The 14,911-nt window shown below is 68.5% G+C and carries 16 protein-coding genes; 15 read left to right on the top strand and 1 reads right to left on the bottom strand.

The window, feature by feature from the left end:
• The first annotated feature begins 134 nt into the window (after window positions 1–134).
• The 15 genes from L3V18_RS09135 (at window position 135) to L3V18_RS09065 (ending at window position 14,316) form a co-directional block, all read left to right on the top strand.
• Window positions 135–845: a response regulator transcription factor gene (locus L3V18_RS09135; protein WP_237054374.1), complete on the top strand. Its 711-nt coding sequence runs from the start codon at window positions 135–137 to the stop codon at window positions 843–845.
• Between the two features lie 23 nt (window positions 846–868).
• Entirely contained in the window at window positions 869–2,149 is a 1,281-nt protein-coding gene (locus tag L3V18_RS09130; protein WP_237054373.1) for a sensor histidine kinase, read from the top strand.
• A gap of 503 nt (window positions 2,150–2,652) precedes the next feature.
• Window positions 2,653–4,170 carry an efflux RND transporter periplasmic adaptor subunit gene (locus L3V18_RS09125; protein WP_237054372.1) on the top strand — a complete coding sequence of 506 codons (1,518 nt, stop codon included), beginning with the start codon at window positions 2,653–2,655 and terminating at the stop codon, window positions 4,168–4,170.
• Entirely contained in the window at window positions 4,167–4,901 is a 735-nt protein-coding gene (locus L3V18_RS09120; protein ID WP_237054371.1) for an ABC transporter ATP-binding protein, read from the top strand. Before L3V18_RS09125 ends, L3V18_RS09120 begins: the two co-directional genes overlap by 4 nt.
• The gene (locus tag L3V18_RS09115) at window positions 4,898–6,133 is read left to right on the top strand and encodes an ABC transporter permease (protein WP_237054370.1); all 1,236 of its coding nucleotides are present in this window, start codon (window positions 4,898–4,900) and stop codon (window positions 6,131–6,133) included. Before L3V18_RS09120 ends, L3V18_RS09115 begins: the two co-directional genes overlap by 4 nt.
• A gap of 650 nt (window positions 6,134–6,783) precedes the next feature.
• Window positions 6,784–7,836: an isoaspartyl peptidase/L-asparaginase family protein gene (locus L3V18_RS09110; protein WP_237054369.1), complete on the top strand. Its 1,053-nt coding sequence runs from the start codon at window positions 6,784–6,786 to the stop codon at window positions 7,834–7,836.
• Window positions 7,837–8,142: 306 nt separating this feature from the next.
• Window positions 8,143–8,523, top strand: coding sequence for a diacylglycerol kinase (locus L3V18_RS09105; RefSeq protein WP_237054368.1), 381 nt, complete (start codon window positions 8,143–8,145; stop codon window positions 8,521–8,523).
• An 81-nt stretch (window positions 8,524–8,604) separates the two neighbouring features.
• On the top strand, window positions 8,605–9,339 hold the full coding sequence (locus tag L3V18_RS09100) for a TerC family protein (protein ID WP_237054367.1): 735 nt from the start codon (window positions 8,605–8,607) through the stop codon (window positions 9,337–9,339).
• Window positions 9,340–9,455: 116 nt separating this feature from the next.
• The gene (locus L3V18_RS09095; RefSeq protein WP_425493497.1) at window positions 9,456–10,103 is read left to right on the top strand and encodes a LemA family protein; all 648 of its coding nucleotides are present in this window, start codon (window positions 9,456–9,458) and stop codon (window positions 10,101–10,103) included.
• Window positions 10,104–10,112: 9 nt separating this feature from the next.
• On the top strand, window positions 10,113–11,060 hold the full coding sequence (locus L3V18_RS09090) for a TPM domain-containing protein (RefSeq protein WP_237054366.1): 948 nt from the start codon (window positions 10,113–10,115) through the stop codon (window positions 11,058–11,060).
• A gap of 3 nt (window positions 11,061–11,063) precedes the next feature.
• The gene (locus tag L3V18_RS09085) at window positions 11,064–11,564 is read left to right on the top strand and encodes a TPM domain-containing protein (protein ID WP_237054365.1); all 501 of its coding nucleotides are present in this window, start codon (window positions 11,064–11,066) and stop codon (window positions 11,562–11,564) included.
• A gap of 157 nt (window positions 11,565–11,721) precedes the next feature.
• Window positions 11,722–12,603 (top strand): prolipoprotein diacylglyceryl transferase, encoded by an 882-nt coding sequence (gene lgt, locus L3V18_RS09080; protein ID WP_237054364.1) that lies wholly within the window; start codon window positions 11,722–11,724, stop codon window positions 12,601–12,603.
• A 6-nt stretch (window positions 12,604–12,609) separates the two neighbouring features.
• Entirely contained in the window at window positions 12,610–13,404 is a 795-nt protein-coding gene (locus L3V18_RS09075) for a thymidylate synthase (RefSeq protein WP_237054363.1), read from the top strand.
• A 68-nt stretch (window positions 13,405–13,472) separates the two neighbouring features.
• Window positions 13,473–13,793, top strand: a complete 321-nt coding sequence (locus tag L3V18_RS09070) for a hypothetical protein (protein ID WP_237054362.1) — start codon at window positions 13,473–13,475, stop codon at window positions 13,791–13,793.
• On the top strand, window positions 13,765–14,316 hold the full coding sequence (locus L3V18_RS09065) for a dihydrofolate reductase (RefSeq protein ID WP_237054361.1): 552 nt from the start codon (window positions 13,765–13,767) through the stop codon (window positions 14,314–14,316). The genes L3V18_RS09070 and L3V18_RS09065 overlap by 29 nt, the downstream gene beginning before the upstream one ends.
• On the opposite strand, the gene L3V18_RS09060 is transcribed toward L3V18_RS09065, so the two are convergent.
• The gene (locus tag L3V18_RS09060) at window positions 14,295–14,861 is read right to left on the bottom strand and encodes a DUF1287 domain-containing protein (protein ID WP_425493505.1); all 567 of its coding nucleotides are present in this window, start codon (window positions 14,859–14,861) and stop codon (window positions 14,295–14,297) included. The genes L3V18_RS09065 and L3V18_RS09060 overlap by 22 nt on opposite strands.
• Window positions 14,862–14,911: the final 50 nt, after the last annotated feature.

The raw sequence follows: 14,911 nt of genomic DNA, 5'->3' as shown, positions 1-14,911 counted from the left end.
AGCGCGCCGCGAAGGCCACTCCGGGGCCGGCGTGGCGTGTGCCCCCGGGATCTGGCCGATTCTGGCGGCCGCTTTCACGGGCCATCGACCCGGTGGAAGGCAGTCTTCACGAAACTGAAGATGCAGGAGCTGGTATGCAAGGTGCACGCGAAGGCGGATTGGTCCTCATCGTCGAGGACAATCGCAATATCTCCGAGATGGTCGGCGAGTACCTCGAGGGCCGGGGGTTCGAGGTGGATTACGCGGCCGATGGCGTGGATGCCTACCGCCTGGCGACCGACAACAACTACGACGTCATCGTGCTCGACCTGATGCTGCCGCGGATGGACGGCATCGAGGTCTGCAAGCGGCTGCGCGAGGAGGCCCGCAAGTCGACCCCGGTGCTGATGCTGACCGCGCGCGACACCCTCGACGAGAAGCTCAGCGGGCTTTCGGTGGGCGCCGACGACTACCTGACCAAGCCGTTCGCGATCCAGGAACTGGAAGCGCGGCTGCGCGCGCTGATCCGTCGCGAGCGCCGCCAGGTCGGTGGCGAGGTGCTGAAGGTCGCCGACCTGGTGCTCGACCCGGCCAGCCTGCGGGTGACCCGCGGCGGCAACGAGCTCCAGCTGTCGCCGATCGGACTGCGCCTGCTGACCATCCTGATGCGCGAGTCGCCGCGCGTGGTCAGCCGGCAGGAGATCGAGCGCGAGATATGGGGCAATGGGCTGCCGGATTCCGACACCCTGCGCAGCCATCTCTACAATCTGCGCAAGACCATCGACAAGCCGTTCGACAAGCAACTGCTGCACACCGTGCAGAGCGCGGGCTATCGGATCGCGGACATCTCGCAGTCGCCCGACTGACGGTACGCCGGTCAACCGCCCCCATGTCGCACGGCCTGCCGCGCCAGATCAAGCTGGTGTTCGTTCTCCAGGCGTTGATCAGCACCATGCTGATCGCGATGGGCATCGTGCTGCTGGGCATGGCGGTTCGCCACGGCATCCTGCACCAGCGGATGCAGGCGGAGGCCGAGGCCTACTGGTCGCAGCGCGCCCGCGACCCCGCGCATCCGCTGCCGAAGACCTCCAACATGGAGAGTTACCTCGACCTCGGCGATCCGCCGGGAGCGGATGCGGCGGTGCCGGAGAGCTACCGCCAGCTGTCGGAAGGGCTGCACTGGCTGCCGTCGAGGCGCCTGAGCGTGTATGTCGATCATCGGCCCGAGGGTACGCTCTACCTGCAGCTGGCCTCCGGCGACATCGAACTGGCGATCCTGCTGACCGGCCTGTCGAGCCTGCTGCTGGCGATGCTGACCATCGCGGTGATCTCCTGGCTCAGCTATCGCACCTCCAAACGGCTGGTATCGCCGGTCAGCTGGCTGGCCAACATCGTCTCGCGCTGGGACCCGCGCGCGCCGGACATCGACGCGATCGCCAGTTCGGAGCTGCCGGTGGATGCCGGGCGCGAGGTGCGCTCGCTGGCCCACGCGCTGCGCGGCCTGGCGGCCCGGGTCGAGGAGTTCGTGACCCGCGAGCGCGACTTCACCCGCGATGCCAGCCACGAGCTGCGTACGCCGCTGACGGTGATTCGGGTCGCCGCCGACCTGATGCTCGCCGATCCTGACGCCAGCCCGCAGACGCGGCGATCGCTGAGCCGGATCCAGCGCGCCGGCCGCGACATGGAGTCGGTGATCGAAGCCTTCCTGATCCTGGCCCGCGAAGCGGAGATCGCCCCGCAGAGCGAGGAGTTCGAGGTGATCGACGTCGTCCGCCATGAGGTCGAGCGCGTGCACCCGTTGCTCGATGGACGTTCGGTCGAGCTGACGATCAGCGACCACGGCGCGCCTCGCCTGTACGCGCCGCCCAATGTCCTCAACGTGATGCTCGGAAACCTGCTCAGCAATGCGGTCCGTTTCACCGAGAGGGGGCACATCGACGTGCGGGTGCATCCCGACCGGATCGAAGTGCGCGACACCGGCATCGGCATGAGCCGCGAGGCGCTGGCGCGGGTGTTCGACCCGTTCTACCGCGTCGATCCCGAGCGCGACGACGGCCGCGGCATGGGGTTGTCGATCGTGCGCCGGCTCGGCGATCGCTTCGGCTGGCCGGTCGCACTCGCCAGCGCGCCCGGAGAGGGCACGGTGGCGACGATCCATTTCGAATCGTGATCCATTCGAACCTCGGGCGCGGCCCGTTCCGGAGGCCGGAAATTCCGGACGATGCGCGGTTTCGCCGGTCGCGTGCCATCGATGGTCTGCCGGAGTTTCCAGGTGCGGGGTTCGCCACGGTTGATCCAGGGCTGCGACGGTTCCGTCGCCGGTGGCATCCCGTCCGTGTGGGTGCGACCTGCCGCCAGCAGCCGTCGACGCGACGACCGTCTGCACCGGCGCTGTCGAAAGAGGGGCGGCAGTCGGTGCCGGCGGTTGAAAAGCGGACGCGATGCGTGCTTTAACACGGCTCGCCTCGAAACAGTCCTCTGCAAAATGGCTTGTCGTCAGCCCGGTCATTCCAGTCCGGCCGTGATCGCGCGGGCACCGGCTGAACTTTCCAGCTCCCGGGCCTGTCTGCGGACTGAACTCATTCCCTGGTCGCGCGGCGATGTGTCAACGCCATCGCGGCGGGGACGTTGATCCTCCGTCCTTACCGTGTATCCACCGAACCTGGTCGCCTGATGAATGCCCGCCCCCGTACATCCGCTCCGCCCCGCCGCCGCTCCTGGACGCATCTCGTCGTCGGCGGGCTCGCCGTAATCGCGTTGCTGACGGCCGGCGGTTACTACCTGCGACAACAGCGGGCCGAGGCGTCGGCCGGGGCGTACCGGACCGCTCAGATCGAGCGCGGCAGCATCCGCGTCGGCATCTCGGCGACCGGCAGTCTGGCAGCGATCTCCACGGTCGACGTCGGCAGCCAGATCTCGGGTCAGGTCACCGACGTGCTGGTCGACTACAACGACCGCGTCGACAAGGGGCAGGTCATCGCCCGCATCGACCCGAGCACCTACGAGGCGCAGATCGCGCAGGGCGATGCGTCGGTCGCCAGCGCACGCGCCAGTCTGGCGACGGCGGAGGCCGCGCTGGCCAACGCCGAGGCCGACTACCGGCGCAAAAGCGAGCTGGTCGGCCGCCAGCTGGTCGCGCGCAGCGACGCCGACCTCGCCCTGGCCGCACGGGACCAGGCCCGCGCCCAGGTGGCCGCCGCCCGCGCGCAGATCGATCAGCAGATCGCCTCGACCCGGACATCGCGGCTGAATCTCGAGCGCACCGTGATCCGTTCGCCGGTCGACGGCGTGGTGCTGACCCGCTCGATCGAGCCCGGCCAGACCGTCGCCGCCAGCCTGCAGGCACCGGTGCTGTTCCAGATCGCCGAGGACCTGTCGAAGATGGAGATCGTACTGGCGATCGACGAGGCCGACATCGGCCAGGTCAAGCCCGGGCAGGCGGTCGGTTTCACCGTCGACGCGTTCCCCGACCGCCGCTTCCGTGGTGAGGTGCAGCAGGTCCGGCTGTCGGCGACCAACACCAGCAATGTCATCACCTATCCGGTCGTGGTCGCGGTCGACAACCGCGAACAGCTGCTGTTGCCGGGGATGACGGCCAATGCCGAGATCGAGGTCGAAAACCGCGACGATGTCCTGCGGGTGCCGAACGCGGCGCTGCGCTATCGTCCGGACGAAGACGTGGCGGTCGGCCCGGCCGCGCCTTCCGGCCGCTCGGGCCTGCAGGACGAACTGCCGCGGATCGCCGCCGGACTCGATCTCGACGCCGCTCAGCAGGCCGCGTTCGATGCCGGACTCGCCGCACTGCGCGAGCGGACCGCCGCGCGCCGGGCGGCGACCGGCGCCGGTGGCGGCCGCAGCGTGCTGCTGGGCGGCGGCCGTGGACCGGGCGGCGGCGGTGCGAACGGCATGCCGGGCATGGACGGCGCGCAGCGGCAACGCGCGCTGGAACGGTTCAACGAGCAGTTCGCGGCGTTCCGCGAGTCGCTCGATCCGAAGCAGCGGGCACAGTGGGACTCCGACGTGGCGACGCTGATCGGCGCGCGTCGTGCGTCGCTGTATCTGCTGCGCGACGGCGAGGTGGCGGCGACGATGGTGCGCGTCGGTTCCAGCGACGGCAGCTGGACCGAAGTCGCCGGCGACATCGCCGACGGCGAGACCGTCGTCACCGGCCGCGAGCGCGGTTCGAAATGAGCGCGGCAGCGGTCGATGTCGCGGGCGCGGCGGTACCGGTGATCCAGACCCGCGGGCTGGGCAAGGTCTATGCCGAGGGCACGCCGGCCGAGGTGGTCGCGCTGCGCGACGTCGACATGCGGATCGGCGCCGGCGAGCTGGTATCGATCATGGGGCCGTCCGGATCGGGCAAATCGACCCTGATGAACCTGATCGGCTGCCTGGATACACCCAGCAGCGGACAGTACCTGTGCGACGGCGTCGACATCGCCACCCTGGACGCCGAGCAGCGCGCGCAGCTGCGCCTGGAACGGATCGGCTTCGTGTTCCAGGGCTTCAACCTGCTCGGCCGGATGAGTGCGCTGGAGAACGTCGCGATGCCGATGGGCTACGCGGGCATACCGCGCCCGCAGCGCCTGCAGCGCGCACGCGAGGCGCTGGCCGCCGTCGGGCTGGTCGAGCGCGCGGACCACAGGCCCAGCGAGCTGTCCGGCGGGCAGCAGCAGCGGGTCGCGATCGCGCGGGCGCTGGTCAACCGGCCCTCGATCCTGCTCGCGGACGAGCCGACCGGCGCGCTCGACAGCCGTACCGGCGAGGAGATCCTGGCGTTGTTCAAGCGGCTGCAGGACGAGGGGCAGACGGTCGTGCTGATCACCCACGATCCTGGCGTCGCCGCGCACTGCGACCGGGTGCTGGAGATGCATGACGGGCGCCTGCACGAACAGCCGCGTCGCCCGGAAGGTTCCGCATGAACTTCCTCGAGGTCCTGCGCACCGCCGCTTTCGCGCTGCGCGGCAACTGGCTGCGCAGCGCGCTGACGTCGTTGGGCGTGATCATCGGCATCGCGGCGGTGATCGTGATGGTGTCGGTCGGCCAGGGCACCCAGGCCGAGATCGACAAGCTGGTGTCCGGGCTGGGCTCGAACCGGCTCGACATCAGCCCCGGCGCGGGCCGGCCGATGGGCGGCGTGCGGATGAGCGCGAGCAGCTTCTTCACGATCAACGAGGGCGATGCGGAGGCGATCAGGCGCGACATTCCCGAGGTGCAGTACGTCGCCTCCTCGCTGCGCGGCGGTACCCAGGTGGTCTATGCCGAGAACAACTGGTCGACCCAGTGGCAGGGCGTGCAGGCGGACTTCTTCGCGATCGAGAACTGGGAGATCGCCAGCGGCGCCGAGTTCGAACCGCGCGACTATTCCAGCGCTGCCAAGTCGGTGATCATCGGCGAGACCCTGCGTCGCGAGTTGTTCGGCGACGAGGATGCGATCGGGCAGACGATCCGGATCGGGCGGGTGCCGTTCATCGTGGTCGGCACGCTCGAACCCAAGGGGCAGGGCGGCTGGGGCCAGGACCAGGACGACATCCTGCTGGTGCCGCTGGAGACCGCGCGGCGGCGGCTGATGGGGGCGATGGCGCTGCCGCCCGGGGCGGTGCAGCAGATCACCCTGGGTGTCGCCGATGCGGACGACCTGTCCTACGTGCAGGGCGAAGTCGAGGCATTGCTGCGCCAACGTCATCGCATCCAGCCTGGCGCCGAGGACGACTTCAGGGTCCGCAACATCGCCGAAATCATCGAGACCCGCACTTCCACCACCCGCTTGATGTCGTTGCTGCTTGGTGCGGTGGCGACGATCTCGCTGGTGGTCGGCGGCATCGGCATCATGAACATCATGCTGGTGTCGGTGACGGAGCGGATCCGCGAGATCGGATTGCGGATGGCGGTCGGTGCCGGGCCTTCCGACGTGCGTCGGCAGTTCCTGGCCGAGGCGATGCTGATCTCGTTGATCGGCGGCGTGCTGGGTATCGCGATCGGCGTGGTCGGCGCTCTGGCGGTGGGCCAGGTCAGCGATCTGCCGGTGGCGCTGAACGGGCGGGTGATAGCGCTCGCGGCGGGCTTTTCGATCTGCACGGGTCTGTTCTTCGGTTACTACCCTGCGCGCAAGGCATCGCAGCTGGATCCGATCGAGGCGTTGCGGCAGCAGTAGCCCATTGCCGTTGCCGTGGATTTTGACCTGGCCCTTGATCTTCAGCGACTTAAAGCCCGCCGCGCACCGCAGGCCGGAGCGGCCGCAGAGGTGCCCATGTTTGAGCGCCGCGAGTTTGGGCACCGTGCCGCTTCGGGCGAGGAGCACAGGGGACCGGGACGGCGCAGCCGGCCCGGCGGGCGTCAGGAGCGGGCGGTTTTGGTTACTTTTGCCAAGACAAAAGTAACCCGCCGAAGGCGGAAGCCTTTGACCTTGATTCGACAGAGAAGGGAACTTCAGATGCAGAGTTCAGAAGCGGAAGTCGCTTGTTCCGACGCTGGATGAACGCCTGGATCGGCCTAACCAAAGTCAACAGCTTCCGCCGCTGAAGCGGCGGGTAACTTTTCTTTGCTGGCCCAAAGAAAAGTCACCAAAAGAAAGGGCCTCCCCGACACACCTCCACCGCGAACGGATGGCGTCTCGGGATTTTTCGACTCGCCATCCATGGCTCGGTCGAAAAACGGCGCACATCCATGTGCGCCGCCCTCCGGGTCTGCAATCAACACAGGCTTTCGGGCATCCGAAAATCAAAATCCACGGCAACGGCAACGGCAACGGCAACGGCAACGGCAACGGAGGTATCCTCGTGCCTCCACCCCGGGGAAACGACGATGCGCTCACTGCTGCTGTCACTTGTCCTGGTCGCGATGACCGCCAATGCCGAAGAACCCATGTCGAAGACGCAAGCCGATGGCTCCGGAAATGCCGCGCCAGCCGGAAAGACCGCGCTGGTCATCCACGGCGGTGCCGGCTTCGTACCGAAGGATGCGCTCAGCGCCGAAGATCGTCGCGACGTGCACGCGACCCTCGACCGTGCACTCGACGCCGGCAATGCCGTGCTCGCCCGCGGCGGCGCGGCGCTGGACGCGGTGGAGGCCGCGATCCTCGTACTGGAGGAGTCGCCGCGCTTCAACGCCGGCAAGGGCGCGGTGTTCAATGCCGTCGGCGGGCACGAACTCGACGCATCGGTGATGGAGGGGCATACCCGGCGCGCGGGCGCGGTGGCGGGGGTGACCACGGTACGCAATCCGATCCGGCTCGCCCGCGCGGTAATGGAGCACAGCCCGCACGTGATGATGGCGGGCGCGGGTGCCGAGGCCTTCGCCGATTCGCGGCCGGAGATCGAGCGGGTCGAGAACCACTGGTTCGATACCGGGCACCGTCGCCGCGCGCTGGAGCAGGCGAAGCAGAAGGAGGCGCGCGATCCCGATGCGGCGCTTGGCGACGATGCGCCGGCGTATTTCGGCACCGTCGGCGCGGTCGCGCTGGACGTGCACGGCCACATCGCCGCCGGCACCAGCACCGGCGGCATGACCAACAAACGCTTCGGCCGGATCGGCGATTCCCCGGTGATCGGCGCCGGTACCTGGGCCGACGAGCGCTGCGGCGTCTCCGGCACCGGCTGGGGCGAGTTCTACATCCGCAACGCGGTCGCCCATGACATCTGCGCGCGGGTTGCGTACCGCGGCGACAGCCTCGCCGAGGCGGCCGAGGAGGTGGTCAACCGGATCGTTCCGGCCGCGGGTGGCGACGGCGGCGCGATCGCGCTCGACTCCGACGGCAACATCGCGATGCCGTTCAACAGCGGTAGCATGTTCCGCGGCTGGATCCGTCCCGATGGCAGTCGCGGCACCGCGATCCACGAGTCTGGCGAGTCCGGCTGACCCTGACCGGCCGCCCGGTCCGGAGCTCCCTCGGGCCGGCGCCGAACGGCGGATCGGAACGGTTCGGTGGCCGTACTGCCGGGGTGTGGCAAAATCGTCCGCCGTGCCGGGTCCAGGCAGCGGGCCGGTCCGGGTCCGACATCGGTTTCCCACGGTCGTGAGCTGGCTGGCAGCCGATCCGGGCGCTTCCAGCCGTCGTCGTTTGTCGTGGCCGGGCTGATGTCGCGAGATGCCCGCGCGACGGCCCGGCGGCGCCCCAGGACCATGCCGGTCCGTGTTCCACCCCTCCAGCGAGACGCATGATCCATGGCCGACGAATTCGGACACCTGCCACGGCGCCCCAGCCGCATCTTCAAGGCCACGATCTGGTCGATGCAGGGGTTGAAGGCGGCCTGGCTGTACGAATCCTCGTTCAGGCTCGAGGTCTACCTGTTCGTGATCCTCGCACCGCTGGGCTGGTGGCTCGGCGACAGCCCGGTCGAGCGGGTGTTGCTGATTGGCTCGATGATGCTGGTGCTCAGCGTCGAACTGCTCAATTCGGCGGTCGAGGCGGTGATCGAGCGCTTCGGCGACGAGCATCACGAGCTGGCGGGGCGTGCCAAGGACATGGGTTCTGCCGCGGTGTTCGTGGTGATGATGAACGTGCTGCTGGTGTGGAGCGCGATCCTGGTGCCACGACTGCTTTGACGCGGTCCCGACAGCTTCCGACGACATGACGGCAGCCGTGTCCACGGCCGCCGCGACCCGAAACAAGCAGGAACACAGCCAGTGATTGAACTACTGACCGATCCGAACGCCTGGATCACCCTCCTGACCCTCAGCGCGATCGAGATCGTGCTCGGCATCGACAACCTGGTGTTCATCTCGATCGCGGTGAGCAAGCTGCCGCAGCACCGGCGCGAGGTCGCGCGCAAGTTCGGCATCGCGGTCGCCTGCATCAGCCGCATCTGCCTGCTGCTGACCCTGGCCTGGCTGGCCGGGCTGACCCACGACCTGTTCAGCGTGTTCGGGCAGGGTATCTCGGTGCGCGACCTGGTACTGGTCCTCGGCGGCGCATTCCTGCTGGTGAAGGGCGCGATGGAGATCCGCGACCTCGTCGCCGGCGAACCGGAGTCGGAGGACATCCATACCCGTCCGGCAGCGTCGTTCTGGATGGTGATCGCCCAGATCGCCGTGATCGACATCGTGTTCTCGCTCGACTCGGTGATCGCCGCGGTCGGCCTGGCCGACCAGCGCGTGATCATGGTGTTCGCGATCCTGCTGGCGGTCGCGGTGATGCTGATGGCCGCGCGCCCGCTGGGCCAGTTCATCGACAACAACCCGACCATCAAGATGCTGGCGCTGGCGTTCATCGTCCTGGTCGGCGTGTACCTGATCGCCGACGGCCTGGAGATGCACATCCCGCGCGGCTACATCTACGGCGCGATGGGTTTCTCGGCCCTGGTCGAGTGCCTGAACCTGTGGGCAAGGCGCAACGCCGAGCGCCGCATCCTGCGCGAATGACCCGGAACGGCTGCCCGTCTTGGCCGGGTGCGGCCGTGTTCCTGGCGGCGGCGAACGTTGCGCGCCGCGCGCCGGGGTGCTGCAATCGGCGCACCACCGTGCTTCGAGGAACCGCCATGGAACCGTCGCGCCCGCGTCCGCCGTTCGAAGGCCCGTCGTTCAGGGGGCTGCCGTTAAGGGGCCTGCTTCTGGTCCTGCTCGCCAGCATGCTGAGCGGCTGCGGCTACAACACCATCCAGCAGAAGGACGAGGCGGTGGCCGCGGCCTGGTCGCAGGTGCTCAACGTCTACAAGCGGCGCGCGGATCTGGTCCCGAACCTGGTCGCAACGGTCAAGGGCTATGCGGCCCATGAGGAAGAAGTGTTCACCCGCGTCACCGAGGCGCGTGCCAGGGTCGGCAGCATCAATGTCGATGCCGGGGATCCGGCCTCGATCGAGCAGTTCCAGCAGGCCCAGGGGCAGTTGCAGAGCGCGATAGGCCGGCTGCTCCTGGTCAGCGAAAACTACCCGCAGCTCAAGGCCGACCAGAACTTCCTGCAGCTGCAGGCGCAGCTCGAGGGTACCGAGAACCGGATCAGCGTCGAGCGCCAGCGCTACATCCAGGCCGTGCAGGACTACAACACCTACATCCGCCAGTTTCCGGTCAATCTGACCGCGATGGTGTTCGGCTACGAACCCAAGCCGAACTTCAGCGTCGAGAACGAGGCGCAGATCCAGCAGGCGCCGGCGGTGGACTTCGGCGACGACGCACCGGTCGGCGGCTGACCGCAGGTGATGCGGATCCGCGCCCGCTTCCTCGGCGGCTGGCTGCTGGCCGCCATCCTGCTGCTGGTTCCGGGCCCGGCGCCGGCACGGGCGCAGTCCCTGGCGCCGATACCGCCGCTGGATTCGCCGGTGGTCGACACCACCGGCACCCTCGACATGGCGACCCGGCAGTCGCTGGAGGCGCAGGCGCTGGCGCTGCAGGAACGCAAGGGCAGCCAGTTGCAGGTGCTGATGGTGCCGACCACGCAGCCGGAGGACGTGGCCCAGTATGCGGTGCGCGTGTTCGAAACCTGGAAGCTCGGGCGCGAGGGCGTGGACGACGGCGTGCTGCTGGTGGTCGCCAAGGACGACCGTCGCGTGCACATCGAGGTCGGTTACGGGCTCGAGGGTGCGATCCCGGACGCCACCGCGCACCGGGTGATCCAGGAATATCTGGTGCCGCGCTTCCGCGCCGGCGACTTCGCCGGCGGTGTCGGCGAGGCGACGGCGGCATTGGCCGGACTGATCGACGGCGAGCCGCTGCCGGCGCCGATGGCGGAAGCGCGCCGGCGCGACGGTCCCGGTGGTGGTAACGGGGGCGGCGGCAACTGGCTGATGGCACTGTTCGTCGCGCTGTTCGTCGCCCAGTTCGCCCGTGCGATCTTCAATCGGCTGCCCGGCCTCGCGCGCGGCCTGGTCGGCGGCGGGCTCGCGGGCGGCGCGGCGTGGCTGATCTCCTCGGCGCTGATCGTCGGCGGCTTCGGCGGCCTGATCGGCTTTTTCATCGGCCTGATCAGCTCGGGCGGCGGCCGTGGCGGCCGTTATGCCCGCGACAGCGGCTGGGGTGGTTTCGGTGGAGGCGGCTTCGGCGGCGGTGGTGGCAGTTGGGGCGGCGGTTCCTCCGGCGGCTTCGGCGGCGGCGGCTGGTCCGGTGGCGGTGGCATGAGTGGGGGCGGCGGTGCCTCCGGGAGCTGGTGAACGATGGGACGTCTGCAACGCCTGATCCGCCATCTGTTCGCGCCATCCTCGCGCCGCCGGTTCCCGGCCGACAGCCTGCAGCGGATCACCCGCGCGATCGCCGATGGGGAACGCAGGCACCGCGGAGAGATCTGCTTCGCGGTCGAGTCTGCGCTGGCTCCGGGACTCGTCTGGCGCGGCGTCGACGCCCGTGCCGAGGCGCTGGACGTGTTCGCGCGTCTGCGGGTATGGGACACGGCCGCCAACAACGGCGTGCTGCTGTATCTGCTGCTGGCCGACCATCGCATCGAGATCGTCGCCGACCGGGGCTTCGATGGCCGGGTCAGCGAGGAACAGTGGCGCGGCGTCTGCCAGTTGATCGAGAACCGGTTGAGGGCCGGGGAGCCGGAGGCGGCGGTGGTCGCCGGCATCGAGGCGCTGTCGGATATGGTCGCCCGGCACTTTCCGCGCGAGGACGGCGACATCGATGCCAACGAGCTGCCGGACGACCCGCATCTGCTCTGAACATGCGTCCGTTGCAGCCCGCACGGGGCGTCTGCCGCAGGGCTTCTGACGCATGCGGCGATGCGGTTCGGGGCGGCTCCGGGCCGGGGCGCTGCCGATCCGTCTTCCCGCTCGGGCACAATAGGGGCCCAGCCGTCGACCGGAGCCCGCCGTCCGCATGATCGTCCTGCACCAGATCGACCCGATCGCCTTCGGGCTGGGTCCGCTGAAGGTCCACTGGTACGGCATCATGTACCTGCTGGGATTCGTGACCGCATGGTGGCTCGGGCGCCGGAGGATCCGTGCGGGTCGCCTGCCCGGCGTCGACGAGCAGGGGTTCGGAGATCTGCTGTTCTACGCGATGATCGGTGTGGTGCTGGGCGGTCGCCTGGGCTATGTGTTCTTCTACGGGTTCTCCGAACTGGTCCGCGACCCGCTGATGCTGTTCCGCATCTGGGAAGGCGGGATGAGCTTCCATGGCGGCCTGGCTGGCGTGATGGTCGCGGCATTGTGGTGGGCCCGGCGCAACGGCCTGCATTTCTTCGACGTGACGGATTTCGTCGCCCCGCTGGTGCCGCCGGGGCTGGGTTTCGGCCGGCTGGGCAACTACATCGGCGGCGAGTTGTGGGGCAAGCCGACCGGCGCGGACTGGGGCGTGGTGTTTCCCGGCGCGCTGCCCGGCCAGTACGCGAACCTGCCGCTGGAGCAACTGCGCAGCCTGCATGCGAACGGCGCCCTCGACGCGTTCGCCCGCCATCCGTCGCAGCTGTACCAGGCGTGCCTGGAGGGGCTGGTGATGTTCGTGGTGCTGTGGTGGTTCTCCAGCCGCCCGCGGCCGCGTTACGCGGTGGCCGGCATGTTCGCGCTGCTTTACGGCTGCTTCCGCTTCCTGGTCGAGTTCGTGCGCGTGCCCGATGCGCAGCTCGGCTATCTTGCGTTCGACTGGCTGACGATGGGCCAGGTGCTGAGCCTGCCGCTGATCGCGCTCGGTCTGTTCTGGCTGTGGCTGTCGCGGCGCTCGCCGACCCTGCAGCCGGCCGCGGCCGCGGCTACGGAGTAGGAACCGATGCGCGCATATCTCGACCTGCTTCGCCACGTCCTCGAGCACGGCACCGACAAGGCCGACCGGACCGGTACCGGCACCCGCAGCGTGTTCGGCTGGCAGATGCGCTTCGACCTCAGCCAGGGCTTTCCGCTGGTCACCACCAAGAAGCTGCACCTGCGCTCGATCATCCACGAGCTGCTGTGGTTCCTGCAGGGCGACACCAACATCGGCTACCTGAAGGACAACAAGGTCTCGATCTGGGACGAATGGGCCGATGCCAACGGCGAGCTGGGCCCGGTCTACGGCCACCAGTGGCGGCACTGGGGCAATGGCAGGGACGGCGGCATCGACCAGATCAGCTGGGTGGTCGAGGAGATCAAGCGCAATCCCGATTCGCGCCGGCTGATCGTCAGTGCGTGGAACGTCACCGATCTGCCGCGGATGGCGCTGATGCCCTGCCACACGATGTTCCAGTTCTACGTGGTGGACGGAAAGCTGAGCTGTCAGCTGTACCAGCGCAGCGGCGACATCTTCCTCGGCGTGCCGTTCAACATCGCCAGCTATGCGCTGCTGACCCACATGGTCGCGCAGGTGTGCGGACTGGGCGTCGGCGACTTCGTGCATACGCTCGGCGATGCGCACCTGTACTCGAACCACTTCGAGCAGGCGCGCGAACAGCTTTCGCGCGAGCCGCGCGACCTGCCGCGGCTGGTGCTGAACCCGGAGGTGGGCGACATCTTCGGTTTTCGCTACGACGACATCGCGATCGAGGATTACGACCCGCACCCGGCGATCAAGGCGCCGGTCGCGGTGTGAGCGCGTCTCGTGGCATGAGAACGCGATGATCGACCATTCCACGCACTCTTGATCCGGATCGATGCGCCATGGCTCGTCGGAAACATTCGTCGAAATCGCGCGAGAAATTTGCCGATTCGCTCTTCACCTTGTCGAATGGGCTGGTCATCGGCCTGACCGCCACCCTCCTGCTGGCACCTCTGGGCGCCGTGTTCCGCGCCCTGGCGACTCCCGGCGACGAGACATCTTCCCTGCTCGAAGCGATGAACGGCATTCCGCCCCGCGAGGCGCTGGCGTTCGTGGCGCTCTATCTGCTGGTCGTGTGGCTGGCGGTCTCGTCGCGCGAGCATGCGATGTCGATCTATACGGAATTGCATCCAGATGCAGATGATCCTGATCGCCGCGCTTGACCGCCGCCATGCGATCGGCAGGGGCAATGCGTTGCCGTGGCGGCTGCCGGACGACCTGAAGCGGTTCAAGGCGCTGACGCTCGGACGGCCGCTGCTGATGGGGCGCAGGACCGCGGAGTCGCTCGGACGTGCGCTGCCGGGACGACGCAACCTGGTGCTGACCCGAAGCGGACGGGTACCGTTCGCGGGGATGGAGGCGGTCGTCAGCGTCGATGAGGCGCGGTCGCTGGCGGAGGTGGACGGTGCCGACTCGTTGTGCGTGATCGGCGGCGGCGAGGTCTATGCGTTGTGCCTGCCTGCAGCGACGCGGATGCACCTGACCCATGTCGATACCGAGGTCGAGGGTGCCGATGCGTTCTTCCCGCGCTTCGACACGGGCCGGTGGCAGGTGCTGTCGCGCGAACCGCATCCGGCCGATGCGCGCCATGCCTTCGCATTCGAGTTCGTCGATTACGCCCGTACCGCCTGCGCGCCCTTGGAGCCGGGCCGGTCGAGGGGCACTCAGTCGATGTCGGGACGGTAGTGCCCGGCTATCGGATAGGCGAACAGCACGTTTTCCTCGCGGGTACCGCGTCCGATGTTGTGGATGACCAGCGGAACGCCGTCGGCGCCGCTCCGGTCGGAGACGATCCCGATGTGCGGCAGGCCGCCGGGCAGCGTCCAGGTCACCAGATCGCCGGGCAGGTAGGCGTCCGCCTGCGCCTGCGGCGGCAGCGACCAGCCCTGGCGTTCGAACCATCGCTGCAGGTTGGGTACGCGACGATGATCGATGTTGCGATCGGGGCCACGCAGGCCCCAGTGCTGGGGATAGGCTTCGAAATGCAGGCGCATGTCCTCGTGGACCGCCTGCTGAAGGTCCAGGCCTTCCGCGCGCAGCGCACGTATCACCACGTCGCTGCAGACGCCGCGGTCCCCGGCGACGTCGCCACCGGGGTAGTCCAGCGCGACATAGGCCGGATCGTAGAAGCGGGTCCGGCCGATGCGGGAGCGCGCTTCATGCACCCGCCGGGGAACGTCGCCGGCCGGCAACGACGGGGTGGTGGGCATGGCCGGCGATGCGGAGCCCATCGTGGCCGGAGTCGGAGCCGCTACCGGTGTCGGAGCGGAAGAGGGAGCGG

The organism is Marilutibacter chinensis, from assembly GCF_021725675.1.
In the GTDB taxonomy this organism is placed as follows: domain Bacteria; phylum Pseudomonadota; class Gammaproteobacteria; order Xanthomonadales; family Xanthomonadaceae; genus Marilutibacter; species Marilutibacter chinensis.
The sequence above is the reverse complement of the archived record's forward strand: the minus strand, read 5'-3'. Positions and strand labels throughout refer to the sequence as shown.

What these genes read in the sequence shown, in the direction of transcription:
- L3V18_RS09135 (WP_237054374.1), top strand. Translation starts at nt 135, where the DNA reads ATGCAAGGTGCACGCGAAGGCGGATTGGTCCTCATCGTCGAGGACAAT.
- L3V18_RS09130 (WP_237054373.1), top strand. Translation starts at nt 869, where the DNA reads ATGTCGCACGGCCTGCCGCGCCAGATCAAGCTGGTGTTCGTTCTCCAG.
- L3V18_RS09125 (WP_237054372.1), top strand. Translation starts at nt 2,653, where the DNA reads ATGAATGCCCGCCCCCGTACATCCGCTCCGCCCCGCCGCCGCTCCTGG.
- L3V18_RS09120 (WP_237054371.1), top strand. Translation starts at nt 4,167, where the DNA reads ATGAGCGCGGCAGCGGTCGATGTCGCGGGCGCGGCGGTACCGGTGATC.
- L3V18_RS09115 (WP_237054370.1), top strand. Translation starts at nt 4,898, where the DNA reads ATGAACTTCCTCGAGGTCCTGCGCACCGCCGCTTTCGCGCTGCGCGGC.
- L3V18_RS09110 (WP_237054369.1), top strand. Translation starts at nt 6,784, where the DNA reads ATGCGCTCACTGCTGCTGTCACTTGTCCTGGTCGCGATGACCGCCAAT.
- L3V18_RS09105 (WP_237054368.1), top strand. Translation starts at nt 8,143, where the DNA reads ATGGCCGACGAATTCGGACACCTGCCACGGCGCCCCAGCCGCATCTTC.
- L3V18_RS09095 (WP_425493497.1), top strand. Translation starts at nt 9,456, where the DNA reads ATGGAACCGTCGCGCCCGCGTCCGCCGTTCGAAGGCCCGTCGTTCAGG.
- L3V18_RS09090 (WP_237054366.1), top strand. Translation starts at nt 10,113, where the DNA reads ATGCGGATCCGCGCCCGCTTCCTCGGCGGCTGGCTGCTGGCCGCCATC.
- L3V18_RS09085 (WP_237054365.1), top strand. Translation starts at nt 11,064, where the DNA reads ATGGGACGTCTGCAACGCCTGATCCGCCATCTGTTCGCGCCATCCTCG.
- lgt (WP_237054364.1), top strand. Translation starts at nt 11,722, where the DNA reads ATGATCGTCCTGCACCAGATCGACCCGATCGCCTTCGGGCTGGGTCCG.
- L3V18_RS09075 (WP_237054363.1), top strand. Translation starts at nt 12,610, where the DNA reads ATGCGCGCATATCTCGACCTGCTTCGCCACGTCCTCGAGCACGGCACC.
- L3V18_RS09070 (WP_237054362.1), top strand. Translation starts at nt 13,473, where the DNA reads ATGGCTCGTCGGAAACATTCGTCGAAATCGCGCGAGAAATTTGCCGAT.
- L3V18_RS09065 (WP_237054361.1), top strand. Translation starts at nt 13,765, where the DNA reads ATGCAGATGATCCTGATCGCCGCGCTTGACCGCCGCCATGCGATCGGC.
- L3V18_RS09060 (WP_425493505.1), bottom strand. Translation starts at nt 14,861, where the DNA reads ATGGGCTCCGCATCGCCGGCCATGCCCACCACCCCGTCGTTGCCGGCC.